This is a genomic window from Pseudomonas sp. PVC-3-1, from assembly GCF_057444315.1.
Genome location: NZ_CM172023.1, coordinates 1,962,818 through 1,986,515 on the forward strand (window position 1 = coordinate 1,962,818; position 23,698 = coordinate 1,986,515).

Annotated in this window: 22 protein-coding genes and 2 tRNA genes; 19 read left to right on the plus strand and 5 right to left on the minus strand. The window is 62.2% G+C overall.

The features are described from left to right. The first annotated feature begins 4 nt into the window (after positions 1-4). Entirely contained in the window at positions 5-409 is a 405-nt protein-coding gene (locus AC2T4A_RS09060; protein WP_416750352.1) for a DUF4149 domain-containing protein, read from the plus strand. A gap of 42 nt (positions 410-451) precedes the next feature. Here the strand turns inward: AC2T4A_RS09060 and AC2T4A_RS09065 are convergent, their stop codons facing one another. Beyond that, positions 452-766, minus strand: coding sequence for a YhbY family RNA-binding protein (locus AC2T4A_RS09065; protein ID WP_015478938.1), 315 nt, complete (start codon positions 764-766; stop codon positions 452-454). Between the two features lie 79 nt (positions 767-845). Here AC2T4A_RS09065 and rlmE point away from each other — a divergent pair, with 79 nt between their 5' ends. The 18 genes from rlmE to AC2T4A_RS09155 all read left to right on the plus strand — a co-directional run bounded on the left by rlmE (position 846) and on the right by AC2T4A_RS09155 (position 18,317). Beyond that, on the plus strand, positions 846-1,469 hold the full coding sequence (rlmE, locus tag AC2T4A_RS09070; RefSeq protein ID WP_045216738.1) for a 23S rRNA (uridine(2552)-2'-O)-methyltransferase RlmE: 624 nt from the start codon (positions 846-848) through the stop codon (positions 1,467-1,469). A gap of 201 nt (positions 1,470-1,670) precedes the next feature. After that, positions 1,671-3,587 carry an ATP-dependent zinc metalloprotease FtsH gene (gene ftsH / locus AC2T4A_RS09075; RefSeq protein WP_416750350.1) on the plus strand — a complete coding sequence of 639 codons (1,917 nt, stop codon included), beginning with the start codon at positions 1,671-1,673 and terminating at the stop codon, positions 3,585-3,587. A 9-nt stretch (positions 3,588-3,596) separates the two neighbouring features. Beyond that, complete coding sequence (gene folP / locus AC2T4A_RS09080; RefSeq protein ID WP_478379323.1) at positions 3,597-4,466, plus strand: dihydropteroate synthase; 870 nt, start codon at positions 3,597-3,599, stop codon at positions 4,464-4,466. Then, entirely contained in the window at positions 4,463-5,803 is a 1,341-nt protein-coding gene (gene glmM, locus AC2T4A_RS09085; RefSeq protein ID WP_486743138.1) for a phosphoglucosamine mutase, read from the plus strand. Before folP ends, glmM begins: the two co-directional genes overlap by 4 nt. 65 nt (positions 5,804-5,868) lie before the next feature. Beyond that, a complete protein-coding gene (gene tpiA, locus AC2T4A_RS09090) occupies positions 5,869-6,624 on the plus strand; it encodes a triose-phosphate isomerase (RefSeq protein WP_416750099.1) in 756 nt (251 codons plus the stop codon). 2 nt (positions 6,625-6,626) lie between these two features. Continuing rightward, on the plus strand, positions 6,627-7,019 hold the full coding sequence (gene secG / locus AC2T4A_RS09095) for a preprotein translocase subunit SecG (RefSeq protein WP_416750097.1): 393 nt from the start codon (positions 6,627-6,629) through the stop codon (positions 7,017-7,019). A gap of 16 nt (positions 7,020-7,035) precedes the next feature. Continuing rightward, positions 7,036-7,121, plus strand: a tRNA-Leu gene (locus tag AC2T4A_RS09100). Between the two features lie 92 nt (positions 7,122-7,213). Beyond that, positions 7,214-7,290 (plus strand) — tRNA-Met (locus AC2T4A_RS09105). A gap of 125 nt (positions 7,291-7,415) precedes the next feature. Then, positions 7,416-7,874 carry a ribosome maturation factor RimP gene (gene rimP, locus AC2T4A_RS09110; protein WP_416750095.1) on the plus strand — a complete coding sequence of 153 codons (459 nt, stop codon included), beginning with the start codon at positions 7,416-7,418 and terminating at the stop codon, positions 7,872-7,874. 45 nt (positions 7,875-7,919) lie between these two features. Further along, positions 7,920-9,401 (plus strand): transcription termination factor NusA, encoded by a 1,482-nt coding sequence (gene nusA / locus AC2T4A_RS09115; RefSeq protein ID WP_416750093.1) that lies wholly within the window; start codon positions 7,920-7,922, stop codon positions 9,399-9,401. 27 nt (positions 9,402-9,428) lie between these two features. Next, positions 9,429-11,960 carry a translation initiation factor IF-2 gene (gene infB / locus AC2T4A_RS09120; RefSeq protein ID WP_416750091.1) on the plus strand — a complete coding sequence of 844 codons (2,532 nt, stop codon included), beginning with the start codon at positions 9,429-9,431 and terminating at the stop codon, positions 11,958-11,960. Positions 11,961-12,066: 106 nt separating this feature from the next. After that, complete coding sequence (gene rbfA, locus AC2T4A_RS09125; RefSeq protein ID WP_169936507.1) at positions 12,067-12,456, plus strand: 30S ribosome-binding factor RbfA; 390 nt, start codon at positions 12,067-12,069, stop codon at positions 12,454-12,456. Positions 12,457-12,459: 3 nt separating this feature from the next. Continuing rightward, positions 12,460-13,374 (plus strand): tRNA pseudouridine(55) synthase TruB, encoded by a 915-nt coding sequence (gene truB / locus AC2T4A_RS09130; RefSeq protein ID WP_486743139.1) that lies wholly within the window; start codon positions 12,460-12,462, stop codon positions 13,372-13,374. A gap of 98 nt (positions 13,375-13,472) precedes the next feature. Continuing rightward, the gene (rpsO, locus tag AC2T4A_RS09135) at positions 13,473-13,742 is read left to right on the plus strand and encodes a 30S ribosomal protein S15 (RefSeq protein ID WP_045216763.1); all 270 of its coding nucleotides are present in this window, start codon (positions 13,473-13,475) and stop codon (positions 13,740-13,742) included. Positions 13,743-13,911: 169 nt separating this feature from the next. Beyond that, a complete protein-coding gene (gene pnp, locus AC2T4A_RS09140) occupies positions 13,912-16,017 on the plus strand; it encodes a polyribonucleotide nucleotidyltransferase (protein WP_416750086.1) in 2,106 nt (701 codons plus the stop codon). 94 nt (positions 16,018-16,111) lie between these two features. Then, a complete protein-coding gene (locus AC2T4A_RS09145) occupies positions 16,112-17,533 on the plus strand; it encodes a hypothetical protein (RefSeq protein ID WP_486743140.1) in 1,422 nt (473 codons plus the stop codon). 193 nt (positions 17,534-17,726) lie between these two features. After that, complete coding sequence (locus AC2T4A_RS09150; RefSeq protein ID WP_017518936.1) at positions 17,727-18,074, plus strand: BON domain-containing protein; 348 nt, start codon at positions 17,727-17,729, stop codon at positions 18,072-18,074. 45 nt (positions 18,075-18,119) lie between these two features. Beyond that, positions 18,120-18,317 carry a CsbD family protein gene (locus tag AC2T4A_RS09155; RefSeq protein ID WP_054910617.1) on the plus strand — a complete coding sequence of 66 codons (198 nt, stop codon included), beginning with the start codon at positions 18,120-18,122 and terminating at the stop codon, positions 18,315-18,317. 64 nt (positions 18,318-18,381) lie between these two features. On the opposite strand, the gene AC2T4A_RS09160 is transcribed toward AC2T4A_RS09155, so the two are convergent. The 4 genes from AC2T4A_RS09160 to AC2T4A_RS09175 all read right to left on the minus strand — a co-directional run bounded on the left by AC2T4A_RS09160 (position 18,382) and on the right by AC2T4A_RS09175 (position 23,650). Then, complete coding sequence (locus tag AC2T4A_RS09160; RefSeq protein ID WP_486743141.1) at positions 18,382-19,836, minus strand: rhomboid family intramembrane serine protease; 1,455 nt, start codon at positions 19,834-19,836, stop codon at positions 18,382-18,384. Between the two features lie 72 nt (positions 19,837-19,908). Then, positions 19,909-20,232 carry a DUF2845 domain-containing protein gene (locus AC2T4A_RS09165; RefSeq protein ID WP_478379317.1) on the minus strand — a complete coding sequence of 108 codons (324 nt, stop codon included), beginning with the start codon at positions 20,230-20,232 and terminating at the stop codon, positions 19,909-19,911. After that, positions 20,229-20,519 (minus strand): DUF2845 domain-containing protein, encoded by a 291-nt coding sequence (locus AC2T4A_RS09170; protein WP_024765334.1) that lies wholly within the window; start codon positions 20,517-20,519, stop codon positions 20,229-20,231. Before AC2T4A_RS09170 ends, AC2T4A_RS09165 begins: the two co-directional genes overlap by 4 nt. 11 nt (positions 20,520-20,530) lie before the next feature. After that, a complete protein-coding gene (locus AC2T4A_RS09175; RefSeq protein ID WP_486743142.1) occupies positions 20,531-23,650 on the minus strand; it encodes a DUF748 domain-containing protein in 3,120 nt (1,039 codons plus the stop codon). Positions 23,651-23,698: the final 48 nt, after the last annotated feature.

A 23,698-nucleotide genomic window follows, 5' to 3' on the forward strand; every position in this document is an offset into this window, starting at 1 on the left:
ATCCCTGAACGCAGGCACCATCAGTTGGCTGCTGGCCCAGACATTCTGGGTCGGCGGCCTCTGGTTGCTGCAGTTCGTGGTGTTGCCGGCGCTGGACAAGATCGGCCTGGCGCCGCTCCTGGTGGAGGCGGTTTCCGATGCGCTGAAGCCGCTACTGCTGGGTTTTGCCGGATTCTGCGTGCTGCTCCAGTCCCTGGTGCTCTGGCAGGCGCGCGGATTCGCTGCCTTTGCCCGTGAAGCGCGGGGGCAGTTGCTGCTCACCGTGCTGGTGATGGCGGTGGCTTATTTCATGGTCCGCCAGGTAGCGCCGGACGCTCAGCGCTGGCTGCTGTTCAATTACCTGGTGGTAGCGCTATGCGGATTGCTGCTGGTGCTGCAGCCGGCGCCGGGGCGAGACGAACGGAGCTGACGCGGCGGAGCCTTGCCGGCTCCGCGTTGCCGGTCTTGACTGTCAGAGACCGCTGAAGCGGCTGATATTCGACAGGTTCTTGTTCGGCTTGGGATTGCGGCGATAGATCAGTGCCATCTTGCCGATGGACTGAACCAGTTCGCAGCTGCCGTTCTGGCAGAGCTCGTCGATCAGCGCACGACGGTCGTCGCGTTCGGTGATGCGGAATTGCACCTTGATCAGTTCATGATCGTTGAGCGCGCGCTCAAGCTCGGCCATCACACCTTCCGAAAGACCGTTTTCAGCAACGGTCAATACGGGTTTCAGGTGATGCCCGATAGATTTGAACTGCTTTTTCTGCTCCTGAGAGAGCGCCATAATCTGACCCCTGGGAAAAAAGGCGGATATTCTACCCGAGTTTCGGTTGTACCGGGATGCCGCTCAGACGAGGTAATACGTGGCCCGTTCCAAGACTAGCCATCGCTGGCTGAAAGAACATTTCGACGATCCTTACGTGAAGATGGCACAGCGCGACGGCTACCGCTCGCGCGCCAGCTACAAACTGCTGGAAATCCAGGAGAAGGATCGCATCCTGCGTCCGGGCATGACTGTGGTCGACCTCGGCGCCGCCCCAGGCGGCTGGTCGCAGGTCACCAGTCGGGTGATCGGTGACAAGGGTACCCTGATCGCCTCGGACATCCTGCCGATGGACAGTATCCCGGACGTCACCTTCATTCAGGGCGACTTCACCGAAGACGAAGTCTTCGCCCAGTTGCTCGAGGCCATCGGAGAAAATCCGGTAGACCTTGTGATTTCCGATATGGCCCCCAATATGAGTGGATTGCCCGCCGTGGACATGCCCCGTGCGATGTTCCTCTGCGAGCTGGCCCTGGACCTGTGCACCCGTGTGCTGCGTCCGGGCGGCGATTTCCTGATCAAGATTTTCCAGGGCGAAGGTTTTGACGCTTACCACAAGATGGTTCGCGAGAACTTCGAGAAGGTGCAGATGCGCAAGCCGCTGTCCTCCCGCGACCGTTCCCGCGAGCAGTATCTGCTCGCACGGGGCTTTCGCGGCGCCTAGACTGGAATGATTGGGCCGGCTTTTGGTCTATGCCTTGCAGGTTTTGCTTGTACCGGTGAAAGCCGGGGTTCATAAAGGGTTACAGACGGCGCCTGCCTGGCGGCGGGCGTTGTGTAGTAATTTTGGCCGGAAGGAGTCTGGCCGTCGTGAGAAGCGGTTTCCAGGGCGGAGCCGGCTTCAGAGGGTAGTCAATTGAACGACATGGCAAAGAACCTGATTCTGTGGCTGATCATCGCGGCGGTACTCGTCACCGTGATGAACAACTTCTCCAGCCCGAGCGAGCCGCAGACGCTCAACTATTCCGACTTCATCCAGCAGGTGAAGGACGGCAAGGTCGAGCGCGTAACCGTCGACGGCTATGTCATCACTGGCAAGCGCCAGGATGGTGACACCTTCAAGACCATCCGCCCGGCGATCCAGGACAACGGCCTGATCGGCGACCTGGTCAATAACAACGTGGTCGTCGAAGGCAAGCAGCCGGAACAGCAGAGCATCTGGACCCAGTTGCTGGTGGCGAGCTTCCCGATTCTGGTGATCATCGCCGTCTTCATGTTCTTCATGCGCCAGATGCAGGGTGGCGGCGGTGGCCGCGGTGGCCCGATGAGCTTCGGCAAAAGCAAGGCGCGCCTGCTGTCGGAAGACCAGGTGAAGACCACCTTTGCCGACGTTGCCGGTTGCGACGAGGCCAAGGAAGAAGTCAGCGAACTGGTGGAATTCCTCCGCGATCCGGGCAAGTTCCAGCGCCTGGGCGGTCGTATCCCGCGCGGCGTGCTGATGGTCGGCCCGCCCGGTACCGGTAAGACCCTGCTTGCCAAGGCAATCGCTGGCGAAGCCAAGGTGCCGTTCTTCACCATTTCCGGTTCGGACTTCGTGGAAATGTTCGTCGGCGTGGGCGCCTCGCGCGTTCGCGACATGTTCGACCAGGCCAAGAAGCACGCACCCTGCATCATCTTCATCGACGAGATCGACGCCGTCGGCCGCCATCGTGGCGCCGGTCTGGGCGGCGGTCACGACGAGCGCGAGCAGACCCTCAACCAGTTGCTGGTGGAGATGGACGGTTTCGAGATGAATGACGGCATCATCGTCATCGCTGCGACCAACCGTCCGGACGTGCTCGACCCCGCGCTGCTGCGCCCGGGCCGCTTCGACCGCCAGGTAGTGGTTGGCCTGCCGGACATTCGTGGTCGCGAACAGATCCTGAAAGTGCACATGCGCAAGGTCCCGCTGGGCGACAACGTCGATCCGGCCGTGATCGCGCGCGGTACCCCGGGCTTCTCCGGTGCAGACCTGGCCAACCTGGTCAACGAGGCTTCGCTGTTCGCCGCTCGTTCCAACAAGCGCATCGTGGACATGCGTGAGTTCGAACTGGCCAAGGACAAGATCATGATGGGCGCAGAGCGCAAGACCATGGTCATGTCCGAGAAGGAGAAGAAGAACACCGCGTTCCACGAAGCCGGCCACGCCATCGTCGGCCGTCTGGTTCCGGAGCACGACCCGGTCTACAAGGTATCCATCATTCCGCGCGGTCGCGCCTTGGGCGTGACCATGTTCCTGCCGGAAGAGGATCGTTACAGCCTGTCCAAGCGCGCCCTGGAAAGCCAGATCTGCTCGCTGTTCGGTGGCCGTATCGCCGAAGAGATGACCCTGGGCTTCGAAGGTGTTACCACTGGCGCCTCCAACGACATCATGCGTGCTACCCAGCTGGCACGGAACATGGTGACCAAGTGGGGTCTGTCGGAAAAACTCGGCCCGCTGATGTACGCGGAAGAGGAGGGCGAGGTCTTCCTCGGTCGTAGTGCTGGTGGTCAGCACTCCAATATCTCCGGCGAGACTGCCAAGCTGATCGACCAGGAAGTGCGCCGCATCATCGACGACTGCTACGGCACCGCCAAGCGCCTGCTGGAAGAGAATCGTGACAAGCTCGACATGATGGCTGACGCGCTGATGAAGTACGAAACCATCGATGCCGACCAGATCGACGACATCATGGCCGGCCGCGAGCCGCGCGAGCCGCGCGACTGGCAGGGCGGCAACTCCGGTTCCTCCGGCAATGCTGCCTCGCCGCGCGACGAAGGTCGCCAGGAAAATCCGATTGGCGGGCCCGCCGGCGAACACTGAGAGCACTGAATGAGTTCGTTGTACCACCCGACCCGGTTGCCTTGCGGCAACCGGGTTCTTGATTTAAGCCGCCCGCACGTCATGGGCATCCTCAATGTCACCCCCGATTCCTTCTCCGACGGTGGGCGTTTCAACCAGCACGATGCGGCGTTGCGCCATGCGGCGCAGATGGTCGCGGCCGGCGCCACGCTGATCGATATCGGCGGTGAGTCGACGCGTCCCGGTGCGCGCGTGGTCTCGCCGACCGAAGAGTTGGAGCGCGTGGCGCCAGTGGTCGAGGCCATCGCGCGCGAGCTGGATGTGGTTATCTCCGTGGACACCTCCACTCCCGCAGTGATGCGTGAAACTGCGCGCCTCGGGGCTGGCCTGATCAATGATGTGCGTTCACTGCAGCGCGATGGCGCCCTGGATGCTGCGTTTGATACCGGGCTTCCGGTGTGTCTGATGCACATGCGCGGGGAGCCCGGGAACATGCAGGATGATCCACGCTATCCAGACATTCTTCAGGAAGTCCGAGGTTTCCTCGAGGAGCGTATTGCCGTCTGCGAAGCCGTCGGTATTGCTCGGGAGCGGATCGTCATCGATCCTGGCTTCGGCTTCGCCAAGACTCAGAGCCACAACCTCAACCTGTTCCGCCAGATGGACAGGTTGATGGAAATGGGTTGCCCGTTGCTGGTCGGTGTCTCGCGCAAGAGCATGATCGGCCGCGCGCTGGGTCGCGAAGTAGGAGAGCGCCTGTATGGCAGTCTCGCGCTGGCCGCTCTCGCGGTAACCAAGGGAGCCAGTATTATCCGCGTTCATGATGTCGCCGAGACGGTGGACGTGGTTCGAATGATTCACGCAGTGGAAAGTGCAAAGGAAGAGGGGATGCCCGCATGAGCAGGAAGTATTTTGGTACCGATGGAATTCGCGGCCGCGTCGGCACGCCGCCGATCACGCCGGAGTTCGTGCTCAAGTTGGGCTGGGCCGTGGGCATGGCCTTCCGTCAGCAGGGCAAGTGCCGTGTGCTGGTGGGCAAGGACACGCGGATTTCCGGCTACATGTTCGAATCCGCACTGGAAGCAGGCCTGTCCGCCGCTGGTGCTGACGTGATGCTGCTGGGGCCGATGCCGACGCCGGGCATCGCATACCTGACCCGCACCTTCCATGCCGAAGCCGGCATCGTAATCAGTGCTTCGCACAACCCGCATGACGACAACGGCATCAAGTTCTTCTCCGGTCAGGGCACCAAGCTGCCCGATGAGGTCGAACTGATCATCGAGGAGCTGCTCGATGCGCCGATGACCGTGGTGGAGTCTGCCCGCCTGGGCAAGGTGTCGCGCATCAACGACGCCGCTGGCCGTTACATCGAATTCTGCAAAAGCAGTGTGCCGTCGAACACCAGTTTCGCCGGTCTGCGCATTGCCCTGGATTGCGCCCATGGCGCGACCTACAAGATCGCACCCAACGTATTCCGCGAGCTGGGTGCCGAAGTCTTCGTCATCGGTGCCGAGCCCAATGGCCTGAACATCAACGACAAGTGCGGCTCAACCCATATGGGGGCGCTGCAGGAGTCCGTGCTCGCCAATCACGCCGATATCGGCATCGCCTTCGACGGCGATGGCGACCGGGTGATGATGGTCGATCACACTGGCACCATCGTCGATGGTGACGAGATTCTCTATCTCATTGCGCGTGACATGCTTGATCGCGGCAAGCTGCATGGCGGTGTGGTCGGGACGCTGATGAGCAACCTGGGCCTCGAGCTTGCCCTGCAGGACCTGCATATCCCCTTCGCTCGCGCCAAGGTGGGCGACCGCTACGTAATGTCAGCGCTCCAATCGCGCAACTGGCAGTTGGGCGGCGAGAATTCGGGGCACGTGGTCTGCTGCCAGCACACCACTACCGGTGATGCAATCATCGCGGCCCTGCAGGTGCTGATGGCGCTCAAGACGCGCGGGCAGAACCTGGCGGAGGCGCGCATGGGTATTCGCAAATGCCCGCAGGTGCTGATCAATGTTCGCTTCGCGGGCGGTGGTATCGATCCGCTGGAGCATCCGGCGGTGAAGGAGGCTTGTGCCAAGGTGACTGAGGAAATGGCTGGTCGCGGTCGCGTCCTGCTGCGCAAATCCGGTACCGAGCCGTTGGTGCGCGTGATGGTCGAGGGCGATGAAGAGGCTCGCGTTCGCGCCTATGCCGAACAGCTGGCAAAAGTCGTTACAGAGGTATGTGCTTGATTTCTCTTGTCAGTTCCCAAAGCGTCGAGTAATATCTGCGCCCACTTTGCTCAGCGAGGTACAGCATGCGTCGACCCTTGGTGGCCGGTAATTGGAAAATGCACGGTACCCGCTCCAGCGTAACGGAGCTGATCAAAGGCCTGCGTCAACTGGCTCTTCCCACGGGTGTCGATGTGGCGGTGTTTCCGCCCTGTCTGTACATCAATCAGGTCGTTCAAGGTCTGAATGGAAAGGCGGTTGCCGTCGGTGCGCAGAATTGCGCGGTTGAGCCGATGCAGGGCGCCCTCACGGGTGAGATCGCAGCCAGCCAGCTGGCTGATGCGAGCTGTTCCCTGGTGCTGGTCGGTCACTCCGAGCGTCGCCTGATCCTGGGTGAAAGCGATGGTGTGATCAGTCGCAAGTTTGCTGCGGCTCAGTCGTGTGGCCTAGTTCCAATCCTGTGCGTGGGCGAGACCCGCGAGCAGCGTGAGGCGGGCAAGACTCTTGAGGTTGTCGGGCGCCAGTTGGGCTCGGTAATCGAAGAACTGGGTGTCGGGGCTTTTTCCCGCGCCGTTGTGGCTTACGAGCCGGTGTGGGCGATTGGGACGGGGCTTACTGCTTCTCCCGAGCAAGCCCAGGAAGTACATGCGGCGATTCGCGCGCAGATCTCGGCGGAAAACGCAGAGGTGGCTCGCGGCCTTCGTCTCCTGTACGGCGGTAGTGTCAAGGCCGCCAACGCTGTCGAGCTTTTCGGCATGCCGGATATCGATGGGGGGCTCATTGGTGGGGCTTCCCTGAATGCAGATGAGTTCGGTGCGATCTGTCGCGCCGCAGGAAACTGAAGATGCTGGAAACAGTTGTAATCGTGATTCACCTGCTGATGGCGCTGGGTCTGGTTGTGCTGGTCCTGCTTCAGCAAGGCAAGGGTGCCGACGCGGGTGCGTCGTTTGGTGCTGGCGCTTCGGGTACTGTTTTCGGTAGCCAGGGTTCTGCTACCTTCCTGAGTCGCTTCACCGCTGTGTTGGCCGCAATTTTTTTCATTACTAGCTTAGGTTTAGCGTATTTTGCTAAAGAAAAAGCTGATATAATTCGTCACGCTGGGCTTCCTGATCCGGCAGTGATGGAGCAGAAGCAGGAGCAAGCTCCGGCAGCTAGTGATGTGCCGGGCGCGCAAGGGCAACCTCAAGCCCCTGCAGGCGGTAACGGTGACGTTCCGGCGGCTCCTGAGCAGAAGTAAGCAGGCAAGAGTTTTTGCCGAGGTGGTGGAATTGGTAGACACGCTACCTTGAGGTGGTAGTGGCCATAGGCTGTAGGGGTTCGAGTCCCCTCCTCGGTACCATATACGAAAAGGCCCGCAGTGCGGGTCTTGTCGTTTCGGAGTTTCGGTTGACCTTCAAGGGGCTCAACCGTATAATTTCGCACCAGCTTTGACGCGGGATGGAGCAGTCTGGTAGCTCGTCGGGCTCATAACCCGAAGGTCGTTGGTTCAAATCCAGCTCCCGCAACCAGTTTGGCAGAGCCCCTTTTCAGGGGCTTTTTGCTAGCTGGACAGTCCGCCGCCAGGTCAAGGCGGTCCTTAAGGGATGGGCGTTTCGCCCATTTTTTGTTTCTACAGCATACGCGAGGCGATCAGGTGTCGAGCAAGCTAGAACAGTTGCAGGCCTTGTTGGCCCCTGTAGTAGAAGCGCTCGGCTATGAGTGCTGGGGCCTGGAGTTCATTTCCCAAGGTCGTCATTCCCTGCTCCGGGTTTATATCGATCGTCAGGAAGGCATCCTGATCGATGACTGCGAAATCGTCAGTCGTCAGGTCAGTGGCATCCTCGACGTGGAAGACCCGATCAGTGGCGAGTACACCCTCGAGGTGTCGTCGCCCGGCATGGATCGTCCTCTCTTTACGCTCGACCAGTTCGCCCGTTACGTCGGCGAGCAGGTGAAGATCAAGCTGCGCACGCCCTTCGAACGGCGGCGCAATTTCCAGGGCATTCTCCGTGGTGTGGAGGAGCAGGATGTGGTGGTCCTGGTGGACGACCATGAATACCTGCTGCCAGTCGACTCGATCGACAAGGCCAACATCATTCCCCGATTTGAGTGAGCCGCCAGAGCGCGGATTCCAATGGATTGAAAGGCGAGGCGTACGATGAGCAAAGAAGTACTGCTGGTTGTTGAGTCGGTATCCAACGAGAAGGGTGTACCGCCTGGCGTGATTTTCGAAGCGCTGGAGCTGGCCCTGGCGACTGCGACCAAAAAGCGTTTCGAGGACGAAGTTGACCTGCGCGTGGAAATCAACCGCGCCAACGGCAACTACGAAACCTTCCGTCGCTGGACCATCGTCGAAGACGAGGACTACTCCAATCCGGCATCGGAACTGACCGTCGAAGACGTGCAGGAAGATCACCCCGGCATGAAGGCCGGCGAGGTCATCGAAGAGAAGATCGAATCCATCGAGTTCGGCCGCATTGCCGCACAGACCGCCAAGCAGGTCATCGTGCAGAAGGTCCGCGAAGCCGAGCGCGCGCAGGTGGTCGATGCGTACCGCGAGAAGGTCAACGAGATCATCTCCGGCACCGTCAAGAAGGTCACCCGTGACAACGTGATCGTCGATCTGGGCAACAACGCCGAAGCGCTGCTGGCCCGCGACCAGATCATCCCGCGTGAAACCTTCCGCGTTGGCACCCGTGTGCGTGCCCTGCTCAAGGAAATTCGCAGCGAGAACCGTGGCCCTCAGCTGATCCTGTCGCGTACCGCGCCGGAAATGCTGATCGAGCTGTTCCGCATCGAAGTACCGGAAATCGCCGAGCAACTGATCGACGTGATGGCCGCCGCCCGTGACCCGGGTTCGCGCGCCAAGATCGCCGTTCGCTCCAAGGACAAGCGTATCGACCCGCAGGGCGCCTGCATCGGTATGCGTGGTTCCCGCGTCCAGGCCGTCTCCGGCGAACTGGGCGGCGAGCGTGTGGACATCGTCCTGTGGGACGACAACCCTGCGCAGTTCGTGATCAACGCCATGGCCCCGGCCGAAGTGGCGGCGATCATCGTCGACGAAGATACCCACACCATGGATATCGCCGTTGCCGAAGACAACCTGGCTCAGGCCATTGGTCGTAGTGGCCAGAACGTACGTCTGGCCAGCCAGCTCACCGGCTGGACCCTGAACGTGATGACCGAGGCCGATATCCAGGCCAAACAGCAGGCTGAAACTGGCGACATCCTGCAGCGCTTCGTCGACGAGCTGGATGTCGATGAAGAACTCGCACAGGTCCTGGTGGAAGAAGGTTTCACCACCCTGGAAGAGATCGCCTACGTACCGATGGAAGAAATGCTCAGCATCGACGGCTTCGACGAGGACATCGTCAACGAGCTGCGCTCGCGTGCCAAGGATCGCCTGCTGACCAAAGCCATCGCCACTGAAGAAAAACTTGCCGACGCACAACCTGCCGAAGACCTGCTCAGCCTCGATGGTATGACCAAAGAGCTGGCCGTGGACCTGGCGTTGCGTGGCGTAACTACCCGTGAAGATCTTGCCGAGCAGTCTATTGACGACCTGCTCGACATCGACGGCATGGACGAAGAGCGTGCCGGCAAGTTGATCATGGCCGCCCGGGCCCATTGGTTCGAGTAAGCATTCGCGGCCTGAGGAGAGAAGTGCATGACGCAAGTCACGGTGAAAGAACTGGCCAAGACGGTCGATACGCCGGTGGAGCGCCTGCTGCAGCAGATGCGCGAAGCGGGTCTGCCCCATAACGACGCCGAGCAGGTAGTGACCGACAGCGAGAAGCAAGCGCTGCTGGCCCACCTGAAGGGCAGCCACGGTGAGCGCGCGGAAGAGCCGCGCAAGATCACTCTGCAACGCAAGACCACTTCGACCATCCGGGTCGCTGGCAGCAAGACCGTCAGCGTCGAGGTTCGAAAGAAGAAAACCTACGTCAAGCGCAGCCCGGAAGAGCTTGAAGCCGATCGCCAGCGCGAGCTGGATGAGCAGCGCGCCGCGGAAGAAGCTGTGCGCCTGAAGGCCGAGGAAGAAGCTCGTCAGCGCGCCGCTGCCGAGGAAGCCCGTCGCCAGGCAGATGCTGCCCGTCAGACTGCTGACTCCGCACCTGCCGCTGCTGCTCCGGCTGCTGCCGAAGCGCCGCGCGCTGCTGCTCCTGCTCCGGCTGCACCGGCCGCCGCCGCTCCTGCTGCGGACGACCGCAAGAAGGAAGAGGTGCGCCGCGCGCCCAAGCGTGACGAAGAAGACGAGCGCCGTGATCGCAAGCATGCCCAGCATCGCCCGTCGATCAAGGAAAAGGAAAAGACCACTGCACCGCGCGTCGTGCGCAGCGGTGGTGGCGACGACGACGACAGCTTTGGCCGTCGTGGCGGTGGCCGCGGCAAGGGCAAGCTGAAGAAGCGTAACCAGCACGGGTTCCAGAGCCCGACAGGACCGATTGTGCGTGAAGTGAATATCGGCGAGACCATCACCGTGGGCGACCTGGCTGCCCAGATGTCGGTGAAGGGCGCCGAGGTCGTCAAGTTCATGTTCAAGATGGGCACCCCGGTGACCATCAACCAGGTGCTCGACCAGGAAACCGCCCAGCTGATCGCCGAGGAACTCGGCCACAAGGTCAAGCTGGTCAGCGAGAACGCCCTGGAAGAGCAACTGGCGGCATCGCTGAAGTTCGAAGGTGAAGCTGTTTCCCGTGCGCCGGTCGTGACCGTCATGGGCCACGTCGACCACGGCAAGACCTCGCTGCTCGACTACATCCGTCGTGCCAAGGTTGCAGCTGGCGAAGCCGGCGGCATCACCCAGCACATCGGCGCCTACCACGTGGAAACCGACCGTGGCATGGTCACCTTCCTCGACACCCCCGGCCACGCCGCGTTCACCGCGATGCGTGCCCGTGGTGCCCAGGCGACCGACATCGTCATCCTCGTGGTGGCAGCGGACGACGGCGTGATGCCGCAGACCCAGGAAGCCGTGCAGCACGCGAAAGCGGCTGGCGTGCCGATCGTGGTCGCGGTCAACAAGATCGACAAGCCCGACGCCAATCCGGACAACATCAAGAACGGCCTGGCCGCTCTGGACGTGATCCCGGAAGAGTGGGGCGGCGATGCTCCGTACGTTCACGTTTCGGCGAAGCTGGGTACCGGCGTCGACGAACTGCTCGAAGCTGTATTGCTGCAGGCTGAAGTGCTTGAGCTCAAAGCTACTCCGTCGGCCCCGGGCCGTGGCGTGGTGGTCGAGTCCCGTCTGGACAAGGGCCGTGGCCCGGTAGCCACCGTGCTGGTCCAGGACGGTACTCTGCGTCAGGGCGACATGGTCCTGGTCGGCGTCAACTACGGCCGCGTCCGTGCGATGCTCGACGAGAACGGCAAGCCGATCAAGGAAGCTGGTCCGTCCATTCCGGTCGAGATCCTCGGCCTCGATGGCACCCCGGACGCCGGCGACGAGATGACCGTGGTTGCCGACGAGAAGAAGGCCCGCGAAGTCGCTCTGTTCCGTCAGGGCAAGTTCCGCGAAGTGAAACTGGCTCGTGCCCACGCTGGCAAGCTGGAAAACATCTTCGAGAACATGGGCCAGGAAGAGAAGAAGACCCTCAACATCGTCCTCAAGTCCGATGTCCGTGGTTCGCTGGAAGCCCTGCAGGGTTCGCTCAGCGGCCTGGGTAACGACGAAGTGCAGGTTCGCGTGGTGGGCGGCGGCGTCGGTGGTATCACCGAGTCTGATGCCAACCTGGCGCTGGCCTCCAACGCGGTGCTGTTCGGCTTCAACGTCCGTGCTGACGCTGGTGCGCGCAAGATCGTCGAGTCCGAAGGCCTCGACATGCGTTACTACAACGTGATCTACGACATCATCGAAGACGTCAAGAAAGCCCTGACCGGTATGCTCGGCAGCGATGTTCGCGAGAACATCCTGGGTATCGCCGAAGTGCGTGACGTGTTCCGTTCGCCGAAGTTCGGCGCGGTTGCCGGCTGCATGGTCACCGAGGGTCTGGTGCACCGCAATCGTCCGATCCGTGTACTGCGCGACGACGTGGTCATCTTCGAAGGCGAGCTGGAATCCCTGCGTCGCTTCAAGGATGACGTCTCGGAAGTGCGTGCCGGCATGGAATGCGGTATCGGCGTGAAGAGCTACAACGACGTCCGCGTCGGCGACAAGATCGAAGTGTTCGAGAAGGTCGAAGTCGCTCGTACTCTGTAAGGGTATTCGAGCGTAAACGCAGCGCCCGGGCCGGCTCTCCAGTCGTCCCGGGCGTTTGCCGCTTTCAGACCCGGAGCCTTTTGGCTCGGGTAAGCAGGTTAGAAAAATGGCTAAAGAGTACAGCCGTACCCAGCGTATCGGCGACCAGATGCAGCGCGAACTGGCGCTGCTGATCCAGCGTGAAATCAAGGACCCCCGTCTCGGCCTGGTGACCATTACCGGCGTCGACGTGGCCCGTGATCTGTCCCATGCCAAGGTGTACGTCACCGTGATGGGCCAGGACGACAACGCCGAGGTGGTGAAGCAGAACACCAGCATCCTCAACGATGCGGCAGGCTTCCTGCGTATGCAGCTGGGCAAGGCGATGAAGCTGCGCACCGTGCCGCAACTGCACTTCAGCTATGACGCCAGCATCCGTCGTGGTGCCGAGTTGTCGGCGCTGATCGAGCGCGCGGTAGCAGCCGATCGCCGCCATGGCGGCGACTCCGAGGAGTAAGCCGTGGCGCAGGTCAAACGCATTCGCCGTGCGGTCAACGGTGTGCTGATTCTCGACAAGCCGCTGGGTATGAGTTCGAACCAGGCCCTGCAGAAGGTGCGCTGGCTGCTCAATGCCGAGAAAGCCGGCCATACCGGCAGCCTCGATCCGCTGGCCACCGGCGTGTTGCCGCTGTGCTTCGGTGAGGCGACCAAGTTCTCCCAGTACCTTCTCGATGCCGACAAGGCCTACGAAACAGTGGCCCAGCTTGGCGTCACCACTACCACCGGCGATGCCGAGGGCGAGGTGGTCGAGCAGCGTGAAGTGACCACTGGTCGGGAGGCTGTCGAGGCCCTGTTGCCGCGCTTCCGTGGCGATATAGAGCAGGTGCCGCCGATGTACTCGGCTCTCAAGAAGGACGGCCAGCCGCTGTACAAGCTGGCTCGTGCAGGAGAGGTAGTGGAGCGCGAGGCGCGTTCTGTTACTATTGCGCGCCTGGAAATGCTCGCGTTCGAGTCGCCCTGTGCGACCCTGGCCGTTTCCTGCAGCAAGGGCACCTACATTCGCACCCTGGTCGAAGACCTCGGCCGCGAACTTGGATGTGGCGCACACGTCGCCGCCCTGCGCCGGACCCAGGCCGGGCCGTTTCACCTGAACCAGGCGGTAACGCTGGAGGAGCTCGAGAAGGCCCACGCCGAGGGTGGCAACGAAGCTCTCGACCGCTTCCTGCTGCCGGTGGATGCCGGCCTGGAGCACTGGCCGCTGCTGCAGTTGTCCGAGCACAGCGCCTATTACTGGCTGCATGGTCAGCCGGTGCGCGCCCCCGAGGTGCCGAAGTTCGGCATGCTGCGGGTGCAGGATCACGAAGGTCGTTTCATCGGTATCGGTGAAGTGACCGAAGACGGGCGCCTGGCGCCGCGTCGACTGATTCGGTCTTAAGGCCGAAACCGAGGGTGGCTGTCAGCAGGCACGGTCACTCCTCTTATTATGAACACAGGGAGAAGTCCCTGGCCTGTTACCTCAGAGGAAGCCCCATCATGGCACTGAGCGTCCAAGAAAAAGCCCAGATCGTTAACGAGTACAAGCAAGCTGAAGGCGACACCGGTTCCCCGGAAGTGCAGGTTGCACTGCTGTCCGCCAACATCAACAAGCTGCAGGACCACTTCAAGGCCAACGGCAAAGACCACCACTCCCGTCGTGGCCTGATCCGTATGGTTAACCAGCGTCGTAAGCTGCTGGATTACCTGAAGGGCAAGGATACCTCTCGTTACAGCGCCCTGATCGGTCGCCTGGGCCTGCGTCGCTAAGACGGCAAGCCTGAAGTGGGAAGCTGGGAGTCCGGGGTCGATGAGTGGTGTATACCGCTCATCGGCTTCGGCTCCCGGCTTTCTCGCTTTTATAGGGAATGAATTCGGGTCCGATTCCCGGCATTTCCACGATTTCCCCCAAGGCAACTAAAGAGAAGGTAGAGAAACCGTGAACCCGGTAATCAAGAAATTCCAGTTCGGTCAGTCGACCGTAACCCTCGAGACTGGCCGCATCGCCCGCCAGGCCACCGGTGCCGTCCTGGTCACCATGGACGACGTCACCGTGCTCTGCACCGTCGTCGGCGCCAAGCAGGCCGACCCGAGCAAGAGCTTCTTCCCGCTCTCCGTGCACTACCAGGAGAAGACCTACGCAGCCGGCCGCATCCCCGGTGGTTTCTTCAAGCGTGAAGGCCGTCCTTCCGAGAAGGAAACCCTGACCTCGCGCCTGATCGACCGTCCGATCCGCCCGCTGTTCCCGGAAGGCTTCATGAACGAAGTGCAGGTTGTCTGCACCGTCGTTTCCACCAACAAGAAGTCCGATCCGGACATCGCTGCCATGATCGGCACCTCCGCCGCCCTGGCGATCTCCGGCATTCCGTTTGCCGGCCCGATCGGCGCTGCCCGCGTTGGTTTCCACCCGGAAATCGGCTACATCCTCAACCCGACCTACGAGCAGCAGCAGAGCTCCAGCCTCGACATGGTCGTGGCCGGTACCTCCGACGCCGTGCTGATGGTTGAGTCCGAAGCCGACGAGCTGACCGAAGACCAGATGCTGGGTGCCGTTCTGTTCGCCCACGAAGAATTCCAGGCCGTCATCCGTGCCGTTGCCGAACTGGCAACCGAAGCCGGCAAGCCGACCTGGAACTGGTCCGCCCCGGTCGAAAACACCGCCCTGGTCAACACCATCAAGGCCGAGTTCGGTGCTGCCATCTCCGAGGCTTACACCGTTACCGTCAAGCAGGACCGTTACGCGGCCCTGGACGCCCTGCGTGAGCAGATCGTCGCCAAGTTCGCCGGCGAAGGCGAAGGCCAGTACTCCGCGGGTGAAGTCAAAGAAGTCTTCGGCCTGCTGGAATACCGCACCGTTCGCGAAAACATCGTCAACGGCAAACCGCGTATCGATGGCCGCGATACCCGCACCGTTCGCCCGCTGAAGATCGAAGTCGGCGTTCTGGGCAAGACCCACGGCTCGGCGCTGTTCACCCGTGGCGAAACCCAGGCTCTGGTCGTTGCCACCCTCGGCACCGCCCGTGACGCCCAGCTGCTCGACACCCTCGAAGGCGAGCGCAAAGACCCCTTCATGCTGCACTACAACTTCCCGCCCTTCTCCGTGGGCGAGTGTGGTCGTATGGGCAGCGCGGGCCGTCGTGAAATCGGCCACGGCCGTCTGGCACGCCGCAGCGTTGCTGCGATGCTGCCGACCCAGGACGAATTCCCCTACACCATCCGCGTCGTTTCCGAGATCACCGAATCCAACGGTTCCAGCTCCATGGCTTCCGTCTGCGGTGCTTCCCTGGCTCTGATGGACGCTGGTGTTCCGGTCAAGGCTCCGGTTGCTGGTATCGCCATGGGCCTGGTGAAGGAAGGTGACAAGTTCGCCATCCTGACCGACATCCTGGGTGACGAAGACCACCTGGGCGACATGGACTTCAAGGTTGCCGGTACCGACAAGGGCGTTACCGCCCTGCAGATGGACATCAAGATCAACGGCATCACCGAAGAGATCATGGAGATCGCCCTGGGCCAGGCCCTGGAAGCTCGCCTGAACATCCTCGGTCAGATGAACCAGATCATTGCTGCTCCGCGTGCCGAGCTGTCGGAAAACGCTCCGACCATGATCCAGATGAAGATCGACACCGACAAGATCCGCGACGTCATCGGCAAGGGCGGCGCCACCATTCGCAGCATCTGCGAAGAGACCAAGGCCTCGATCGACATCGAGGACGACGGCAGCGTGAAGATCTACGGCGAAACCAAGGAAGCTGCCGAGGCCGCCAAGCAGCGCGTCCTGGGCATCACCGCGGAAGCCGAAATCGGCAAGATCTACGTCGGCAAGGTTGAGCGCATCGTCGACTTCGGCGCCTTCGTCAACATCCTGCCGGGCAAGGATGGTCTGGTGCACATCTCGCAGATCAGCGACAAGCGCATCGACAAGGTCACCGACGTTCTGCAGGAAGGCCAGGAAGTCAAAGTCCTGGTTCTCGATGTGGACAACCGTGGCCGCATCAAACTGTCCATCAAGGACGTTGCCGCTGCCGAAGCCTCTGGCGTCTAAGCAGTAGCAAAATGAAGAGAGGGCCCCTTGCGGGCCCTCTTTTTTTGCCTTGAAAATGCGCTGATCGCCGATCTCGCTCCAAGGATGCCCCGAGATGGACAAGCGTTACTGCCACTACCACAGCTCCCAGCCCGCGACCTGGCATTGCCAGCCTTGCGAGCGCCATTACGGCGACTGCTGCATTCCGCTCAATGCCGACGCCCCCGAGTACGCGCCGTCGTGCCCGCTGTGCCGTGGCCACCTGCGCTTCCTTGGTGCGGCCAACACCGCACAGCCCTTCTGGGAGCGCCTGCCGAAGTTCTTCGCCTATGGCTTCCAGGCGGGCCCGCTGGCCTTCTGTGCATTGCTTGCACTGGCCTGCGTGTTCATGCCGGCAATCTTCCTGCTGTGGATCGCGTTGCTCAGCGTGGCGACCAAGTACTTGCACAGTGTGATCGAGTCGGCGAGCTTTGGTGGCCAGGATGCCCCAGGGCTGCTGGAGGCCTTCAGTGCCGACAGCCTTCGCACGTTCTTCCAGCAACTGGCGGTATTCCTGATCGCCCTGGTTCTTCTCTGGCTTGCCGCTGACTTTCATAGCGAGGCGATTTACTGGGCCGCGAATATCGGCATCATGCTGGTACTGCCGGCGAGCATCATCCGTCTGTCTCTGGACAAGAGCCTGGGGTCGGCGCTCAGCCCCGGGGAGGTGGGGCAGGTGATCGCCGCCATGGGCTGGCGATATCTGATCCTCTGCGTGTTCCTGTTCATTCTCTGGCAGTCGCCCACCTATGTGGGCTGGCTGCTCTCCAACGGCCTGCCGCGGGTAGTAATGGTGCCGGTAGTGGCGGGGCTGACTGGCTATTTCGCCGTGGTGATGTGCGCCATGATGGGCTACGCCGTGTTTCAGTATCAGGGAGAGCTAGGCTACGCAACGGCAGGCGAGGATGCGCCAGCGGGCTTTGCCGCGCCGGAGTGGCACCGCCGCAAGGCGCTGGCCGAGGCGGAGGTGCGGGTCAAGGAGGGGCAGACCGGCGCCGCTCTGGAAATCCTGGTCGCCGCCCTGCACGAGGGCCGCCAGGACCTCAAGCTGAATGAGCGTTACCACCAACTGCTGTTCGCGCTGAACGAACGTGCGGAATGCCTGAATCACCTGCCGCATTACCTGGGGCTGGCCAGCCGACTCAATCCGCAGTTGGCCGCCAGTGCGTTTCTGAATGCGCGGCAGTTGCAGGCGGATTACCTGCCGCAGGACCCGAGCGTCTGTGAGCGCATCGCCGAGGTGCTGATCGAGCGCCACAAGGCCCGAGAGGGCCTGAGCCTGCTGCGTAACCTGCACAAGCGTTTCCCTGAGTACCCGGGCCTTCCCCGTGCATACCTGATGGCGGCGCGGGCGTTTTCCGAGGAACTGGGGCAGGTCGAGCCGGCGCAGCAGCTGCTGGCATTCATCCGCCAGCGCTACCCCGCTTTCGAGCAAATGGGCGAGGTGGTTCAGCTCGAAGCAGTGCTCAGCCGGCTAGGTAAAAGCTCGGGGACCTGATCGTGCAAGCTGCATGAAGCGCAGCGGCGGATTTTGCAAAGTGCAAGCGAAGAGCTTTTTCTTTATTTCATTAACTATCTGATTTAATTGGTTTTTATTGGATTATGAAAACTGGCACAGGGCTTGCGATAGTCCTTGTGCAACTGCTGCCAGGCACGGGCCGCAGTTTTCCAATAATTCAGGAGAAACCGCCATGAAACGTTTCAACAAACTGGCTCTCGCCGCTGCCACTGCAACCGCCCTGAGCTTCTCGTTCGCCAATTCGGTGTTCGCCCAGCCGACGACTCTGGCCGCCAACGATACAGTCCAGAAGACCGAAGAGGCGGTTTCCGACACCTGGATCACCAGCAAGGTGAAATCCAGCCTGATCGCCGACAAGGACATCAGTGGTACCAACATCAAGGTCGAAACCAACAAGGGTGTAGTGTCCCTGTCCGGTAACGTGAAATCCGATGCCGAGAAAGAGCTCGCCATCAAAACCGCCAAAGGCATCAAGGGTGTGACCGCCGTATCCGCCGATGGCCTGAAGTCGGTCGAGTAAGGGCTGCGCGCCTTACCCCATCCAACCTTTCAGAGGAGGATCGCCATGAACACTGACGTCATCAAAGGAAAGTGGAAGCAGCTGTCCGGCACGCTCAAAGAGAAGTGGGGCAAGCTCACCGATGATGACCTGCAGGCGGCGGACGGACACGCCGAATACCTGGTAGGCAAACTGCAGGAGCGCTATGGCTGGACCCGCGAAAAAGCGGAAGAGGAAGTCCGCGATTTCAGCCGCCGTCTGTAGCGCCCCGACACACGGATGACCCAAGCCCCGCCGGTTCGCCGGCGGGGCTTTTTTCATGGCAGAGTCACGGAGCGAGGTGCTGCTGGTAGATCGTCAGCTGATGCGTCGGATCGGCTTCCGGATAGTGCTGGCGAAGGAAGCGCGAGAGCTCCCGCACCGCCTGCAGGTCACCCTTCTGGCCGATCTGCTTGGCCAATTGCAGGGTCAGACCGGGCAGTGGCTCGGGCAACTGGCCGGAACGCACCAGGCGCCGCCAGCTGATCAGCGCCTGGGCAGACTCGCTGCGCTGCAGCAGTTTGCGCAGCAGGTGCAACTGGATCGTCGGGTGGGCCAGCAGGCCTGCATCGCTGGCGGCACTTTCTTCGGCGAGCCGGCGCAGCAGCGCATCCGCCGCGGGGGAGGGGGGCAGGGCAAACAGCTGCTTGAGGGTTTCGCTCATCAGGGCGCGGTCCTGCCGCCCCTTGGCCACGCCATACAGGCGTTCGACAAGCACCGGTTGCCCGGGAAACTGCCGCAGCAACTCCGGCCCGCGGGAGGCGGCCTGGTCGAGGGCGAAGCGGCCGATCTGCTCGTCCAGTGAGGCCAGCGCGCGCTTGAACGGCGCCTCCGGGTCTTCCTTGGCCAGGTACGCCTCGTCTACCGGCATACGGCCCAGCTTGCGCGGCAGCCAGACGGCGAGGAATCCGGAAACCAAGCCACCGATGTGCGCGTAATAGTTCACATGGTCGGCGGCGCGGATCAGCCCGAACAGTTCCTTGCCCAGCCACAGCGGCAGAATCCACAGCGCCGGTGCTTTGAGGTACCCCATCAGTGGCCCGAGCCAGTAGAAGAACTGGATGCGGCGCAGGCCGTAGACGCCGATGTACATGCCCATCAGGCCGGAAATGGCTCCCGAGGCACCGATGCCTGGTACCCAGGACGGGTCAAGCGCCCACCATAGCAGCCCGGAGCACAGGCCACTGAACAGGTAGAGGCCCAGGTACATCGCCCGCCCGAGCGCCGCTTCCAGGGCGAAGCCGAAGATGAACAGGAACACCATGTTGCCGGCCAGGTGCCAGAAGCTGCCGTGGAGAAACATCGATCCGAACAGGCCCTGGATGGTAAAGCGCTCGGGAATGAAGCCGAAGCGCAGGCTGCTGGTCTGGTCGCGGGCCGCTTCGGCTTTCAATCGGGAGGCCTGCCATGCGGCGTCCTGCGCAAAGGCTGGCACGGCGCGCAGCTCGTGGCCGAATTCCAGGTCCGACAGCAGCAGCCAGGCCAGTTGCTGACGCGGCAGGGCTTCGAAGGCGCGCTGCTGGTCGGCCTCCAGCCGGTCGCGGCGCTGCAGCGAGGCGCTGAACAGCGGGCGCTCACGGCCAAGCAGGTCCTGGTCGAGGTAGACGCGCACGGCCTCTTCGCGACGGGTGCTGTCGCCACCCTGGTAGCCGAAGTAGATCAGGATATTGATGATGATCAGCAGCAGCGTGATGACCGGAGGTTTCTTCCAGTCCAGCGGGTGCTCGGCGGGGACGATGACCATGGCGACCGATCCTTGGCCAGATGGCGTGAGTGCAAGAGTGGCGGCGAGACTAGCATCTCGCCAGCATTGCTGTCAGTTGCCGCTGCGCTTGCTCTGGATGTCGCTCAGACGGTTGCCCTCGAAACGCACGAAATACAGCATTCCGCTCCAGGGGCCGTAGATCCATTCCTCCACCGCCACTTCCATGGATTCGCCGTAGCGCGGGCCGGGCACCTGCTTGTAGCCCAGGAAGGAGCGGCTGACCGGCTCGCCGCAGCGGCTGAGTACGTCACTGGTGACATCGCCAGTGCTGATCAGCTTGCTGCTGCAGCGCAGGCTGGCGGCCTGCGCGTCGACGGTAATGAAAGTGAGCGGCAGCAGAAACGCGGCCAGGCGCAGAACGGAGGTCGTCTTCAATTGCGTTTGAACTCGATGCTTTTGAGCTTGTTGGCTTCGAAGGTGAGGATGTAGCTGGTGCCATTGCGTGGGCCGTAGACCCATTCCTCGACCCGGTACTCGCGGTGGTCGTAGCCGCTCAAGGTGTAGCCGACTTCATCGCGGTGATCCGGCGCGCCGCATTTCTGCTCGACTTCCCAGGCGCGGTCGCCGGCGTTGATCAGGGAACTGCCGCAGCGCATGCTTTCCGCCTGGGCGCCCGCCGCGCAAAGCAGCAGGGCGCAGGACATCCAGGTCAGGGCTTTCATCGAACGACTCCTTACTCGCTATCGAGGTGAAGCTGGGTGGCCACATTGCCACCATTCTCCGCCTCGCCGAAGCTGACGTCGATGAGGTAGATGCGGTCGTCACCCAGGCCACCCTTGGCAACCAGATAGTCCTTGATCTGGGTCGCGCGCTCCTGGCCGAGCTTGCGCAGCAGCAGTTGGCTGTCGCTCCAGGAGTCGAGCACGGCCTGGCGCATCTTCGCGGAACGCTCATCCTTGCTGAGTTCCTGCCATTGCGCCGGCGGCTGCTTCTTCAGGCGCGCGCGGTAGACGCCTTCGAGCAGCACCGGCTGCAAGTCCTCCGGGACTTCCAGTTGGCTGGCGTCGCTGGGTACCTTGTCGCCACGGCGCTGCAACATGCTGTAGTAGTTCTTCTGGTATTCCTGCTGCAGGCGCTTGTCGGCCAGCAGCGGACCGTCGCTGGCGGCCGCGGCAACGCCCTCGACCTCCAGCTTCAGCGCCGGGCGTTGCTTGAGGGCGCCGACCAGCTTGTCGAGGTTCGCCTGGGCGGCGGAATCCAGTTCGCTGGACCCAGGTGCGAAGTTCACGCTGCCCAGGTCCTCGTCGCCGCCACCGGCGAGCCCGGCGATGAACTTGAACGGCGCCTGCACCGCGCGTACCACCAAGTTGCGCAGGGTCTGCCAGACGATGGGCATGACGCTGAACTGCGGGTTGTTCAGGTCGCCTTCCACCGGCAGTTGGATATCGATGTTGCCGTTGGCATCCTTGAGCAGGGCTATCGCCAGTTTTACCGGCAGGTCCACGGCATCGGGGCTGTCGACCTTCTCTCCGAGCTGGAGGTGTTCCACCAGCACTTTGTTGTCGGCTTTGAGCTTGCCCTGGGTGATCTGGTAGTGCAGGTCGAGGTTCAGCCGGCCCTTGCGGATGCGGTAGCCGGCGAACTTGCCGGAGTAGGGCGTCAGGGTGGTCAGCTCGACGCGCTTGAAGCTGGTGGCGATGTCCAGTTTCTCCAGCGGCGAGAATGGGTTGAGGCTGCCTTTGATGGTGACCGGCGCGTACTTGTCGACCTTGCCCTTCACGTCCACCGAAGCCGGCGCCGGATTGCGGTTGTCGATGGTGCCGATCTCGCCGCCCAGTTGCTGGATGGCGGTGGCGAAGTCCGGACGCAAGGTCAGGTCGGCGAAGTTGGCCGAGCCGTTGTTGATCTTCACGCCGCCAATGCGGATGCCCAACGGCTTGCTGTTGCCGCTCGAGCCGCCGCCCTTGTTCGCCGAGGACGATGCCGATTCCGGTTGCGAAATGATCAGCTCACTGACGTTGGTGCTGCGGTCCTCGTTGATGATGAAGCGCGCGTAGGGCTCTTCCAGCGACACGGTCTGGATCACCAGGCTGTCGCCGTGCTTGTAGGCCAGGCCGTCGAGGGTCAGCTTGGTCCATTTGACGAAGTCGCGGCTCTTGAGGGTGTCCAGTGTGTGCAGTTGGGTCACCTGGGCGCTGCCGTTAATGCTGAAGGCCAGCGGCTCGGTGCCCTTGAGGTCGACGGCGAGGTCGCTGGCGAGCAGGCCGCTGCGCAGTTCCAGGCGGATGAATGGGTCGATGTAGGCCTGGGCGACGCGCAGGTCGATGTCGCGGGTCGAAACCTTCAGTTTCGCGCTGACCGGGTTGGGAATGACCTGGCCGCTGGCCTCGATCTGTCCGCGCGGGCCGAGGCCGGTCTTGAGTTTGAGCTGCAGCGGGGAGGTCAGACCGCTGTCGAGGTTCTGCAGGTCCAGGTCCAGCGGGCCGATTTCGAGGTTCACCGGCTTGCCGGGTACGCGATCGGCCAGGTGGGCCTTGTAGCCGCGCAATTGGGTATCGCGGAGGATGACGTGCCACGGCTTCTGTGGCTCGGCCGGTTTGCTCGCTTCGGCGGTCTGCTCGGGCTTGCTCGCCGCCGGCGGCTTGGCTTCGGTCTGGGCCGGAGTGGCGGGTTTGACAGGCTCGGCCTGGGCCGTTTCAGCGGGGGCCTTGGCATCCGCCTCCGGCTTGTCGGTGGCTTGGCGGTCCTGGGTAGACGCCGCTGTGGTCTCGGCGGGCTTGTCGCCGGGCGCCTGCTCGGGGGCGGCCTGAGCTTGCGGCGAGGGTTCCTCGGGGCGCTTGTAGGGTTTGAAGTTGGCGAAGAGCTTCTGCCAGTCCAGTTGACCGTCCTTCTCCCGCGCCGCCCAGGCTTCCAGGCCCTGGCTGCGGATCTGGCCGACCACCACTTCCTGCTTGACGAGGTCCAGGGTGGTTTCGCCGACATCCAAAGAGGCGAGCTTGGCTAGCGGTTTGCCTTCGGGCGAGCTGAGGTCAAGGTCACGCAACTTGAGGGCAACCTTGTCCAGCAGCAGTTGCGTTCCCTTCGACAGATCAAGGTGATAGTCGGAAGCGACGCTGAGGATGCCGTTGTTCAGGTTCAGTGGCGCGTTGTCCCGTACGTAGGGCCACCAGGCCTTCAGCGGCACGCCGTCGACGGTGAAGCTGCCCTTGGAGGTGAAAGGCACGATGCTCAGGTCGCCCTTCCAGTCGATCTTTCCGCCGTGCGGGCCGGTGGCGACCAAGGTCATTTCGGCGCCGTCGTCGGGCAGGGTGCTGAGGTTGTGCAGCTCGAAGCCCATCGGGTCGAAGACGAACTCGACCGGCTCGCTGGGGCGACGGTCGAGGAAGTGCAGGCTGCCTTCAGCCAGGCGGATGCGGTCGATGCGCAGCGGGAAGGGATCGCTTGGTTCTTGCGGTGTCGGGGTCGGTTCGCTGGGCGGCAACTTGAACAGCTTGCTCAGGTTCAGCGTGCCATTTTCGGCGAACAACAGTTCGGTGTGGGGTGCGTCCAGTTCGACGTCGGCGAGGTGCAGCCTGCGTTTCCACAGACTGTCGAGCTCGAGGTTGGCGTAGAGCCTGCGGAAGCGTACCTGCTCTTTTCCGTCTTCGCCCAGGTGCAGGCCCCAGAGGGTGAGCTCGAGGCTGAACGGGTTGAACTCGATACGTTCCAGACGCGCGGGAACGGTCGAGTACTGAGCCAGTTGTTGGTTGGCTACACGCAGGCCAATGCCGGGAAGTATCAGAAAACCCAGCAGGCAATAGAGGGAGACCAGCAGCACTACCGCGCCGATGGCGCGCTTCAATCCTTTGGGCATGGCGAGAGTCGTTTCCGTCGTGACGTGCCGGACAAGTATGGCACGGCT

What these genes read in the sequence shown, in the direction of transcription:
- folP (WP_478379323.1), top strand. Translation starts at nt 3,597, where the DNA reads ATGAGTTCGTTGTACCACCCGACCCGGTTGCCTTGCGGCAACCGGGTT.
- AC2T4A_RS09145 (WP_486743140.1), top strand. Translation starts at nt 16,112, where the DNA reads ATGGACAAGCGTTACTGCCACTACCACAGCTCCCAGCCCGCGACCTGG.
- secG (WP_416750097.1), top strand. Translation starts at nt 6,627, where the DNA reads ATGCTGGAAACAGTTGTAATCGTGATTCACCTGCTGATGGCGCTGGGT.
- rpsO (WP_045216763.1), top strand. Translation starts at nt 13,473, where the DNA reads ATGGCACTGAGCGTCCAAGAAAAAGCCCAGATCGTTAACGAGTACAAG.
- AC2T4A_RS09175 (WP_486743142.1), bottom strand. Translation starts at nt 23,650, where the DNA reads ATGCCCAAAGGATTGAAGCGCGCCATCGGCGCGGTAGTGCTGCTGGTC.
- AC2T4A_RS09160 (WP_486743141.1), bottom strand. Translation starts at nt 19,836, where the DNA reads ATGGTCATCGTCCCCGCCGAGCACCCGCTGGACTGGAAGAAACCTCCG.
- nusA (WP_416750093.1), top strand. Translation starts at nt 7,920, where the DNA reads ATGAGCAAAGAAGTACTGCTGGTTGTTGAGTCGGTATCCAACGAGAAG.
- AC2T4A_RS09065 (WP_015478938.1), bottom strand. Translation starts at nt 766, where the DNA reads ATGGCGCTCTCTCAGGAGCAGAAAAAGCAGTTCAAATCTATCGGGCAT.
- glmM (WP_486743138.1), top strand. Translation starts at nt 4,463, where the DNA reads ATGAGCAGGAAGTATTTTGGTACCGATGGAATTCGCGGCCGCGTCGGC.
- AC2T4A_RS09150 (WP_017518936.1), top strand. Translation starts at nt 17,727, where the DNA reads ATGAAACGTTTCAACAAACTGGCTCTCGCCGCTGCCACTGCAACCGCC.
- AC2T4A_RS09155 (WP_054910617.1), top strand. Translation starts at nt 18,120, where the DNA reads ATGAACACTGACGTCATCAAAGGAAAGTGGAAGCAGCTGTCCGGCACG.
- infB (WP_416750091.1), top strand. Translation starts at nt 9,429, where the DNA reads ATGACGCAAGTCACGGTGAAAGAACTGGCCAAGACGGTCGATACGCCG.
- AC2T4A_RS09170 (WP_024765334.1), bottom strand. Translation starts at nt 20,519, where the DNA reads ATGAAAGCCCTGACCTGGATGTCCTGCGCCCTGCTGCTTTGCGCGGCG.
- ftsH (WP_416750350.1), top strand. Translation starts at nt 1,671, where the DNA reads ATGGCAAAGAACCTGATTCTGTGGCTGATCATCGCGGCGGTACTCGTC.
- rbfA (WP_169936507.1), top strand. Translation starts at nt 12,067, where the DNA reads ATGGCTAAAGAGTACAGCCGTACCCAGCGTATCGGCGACCAGATGCAG.
- tpiA (WP_416750099.1), top strand. Translation starts at nt 5,869, where the DNA reads ATGCGTCGACCCTTGGTGGCCGGTAATTGGAAAATGCACGGTACCCGC.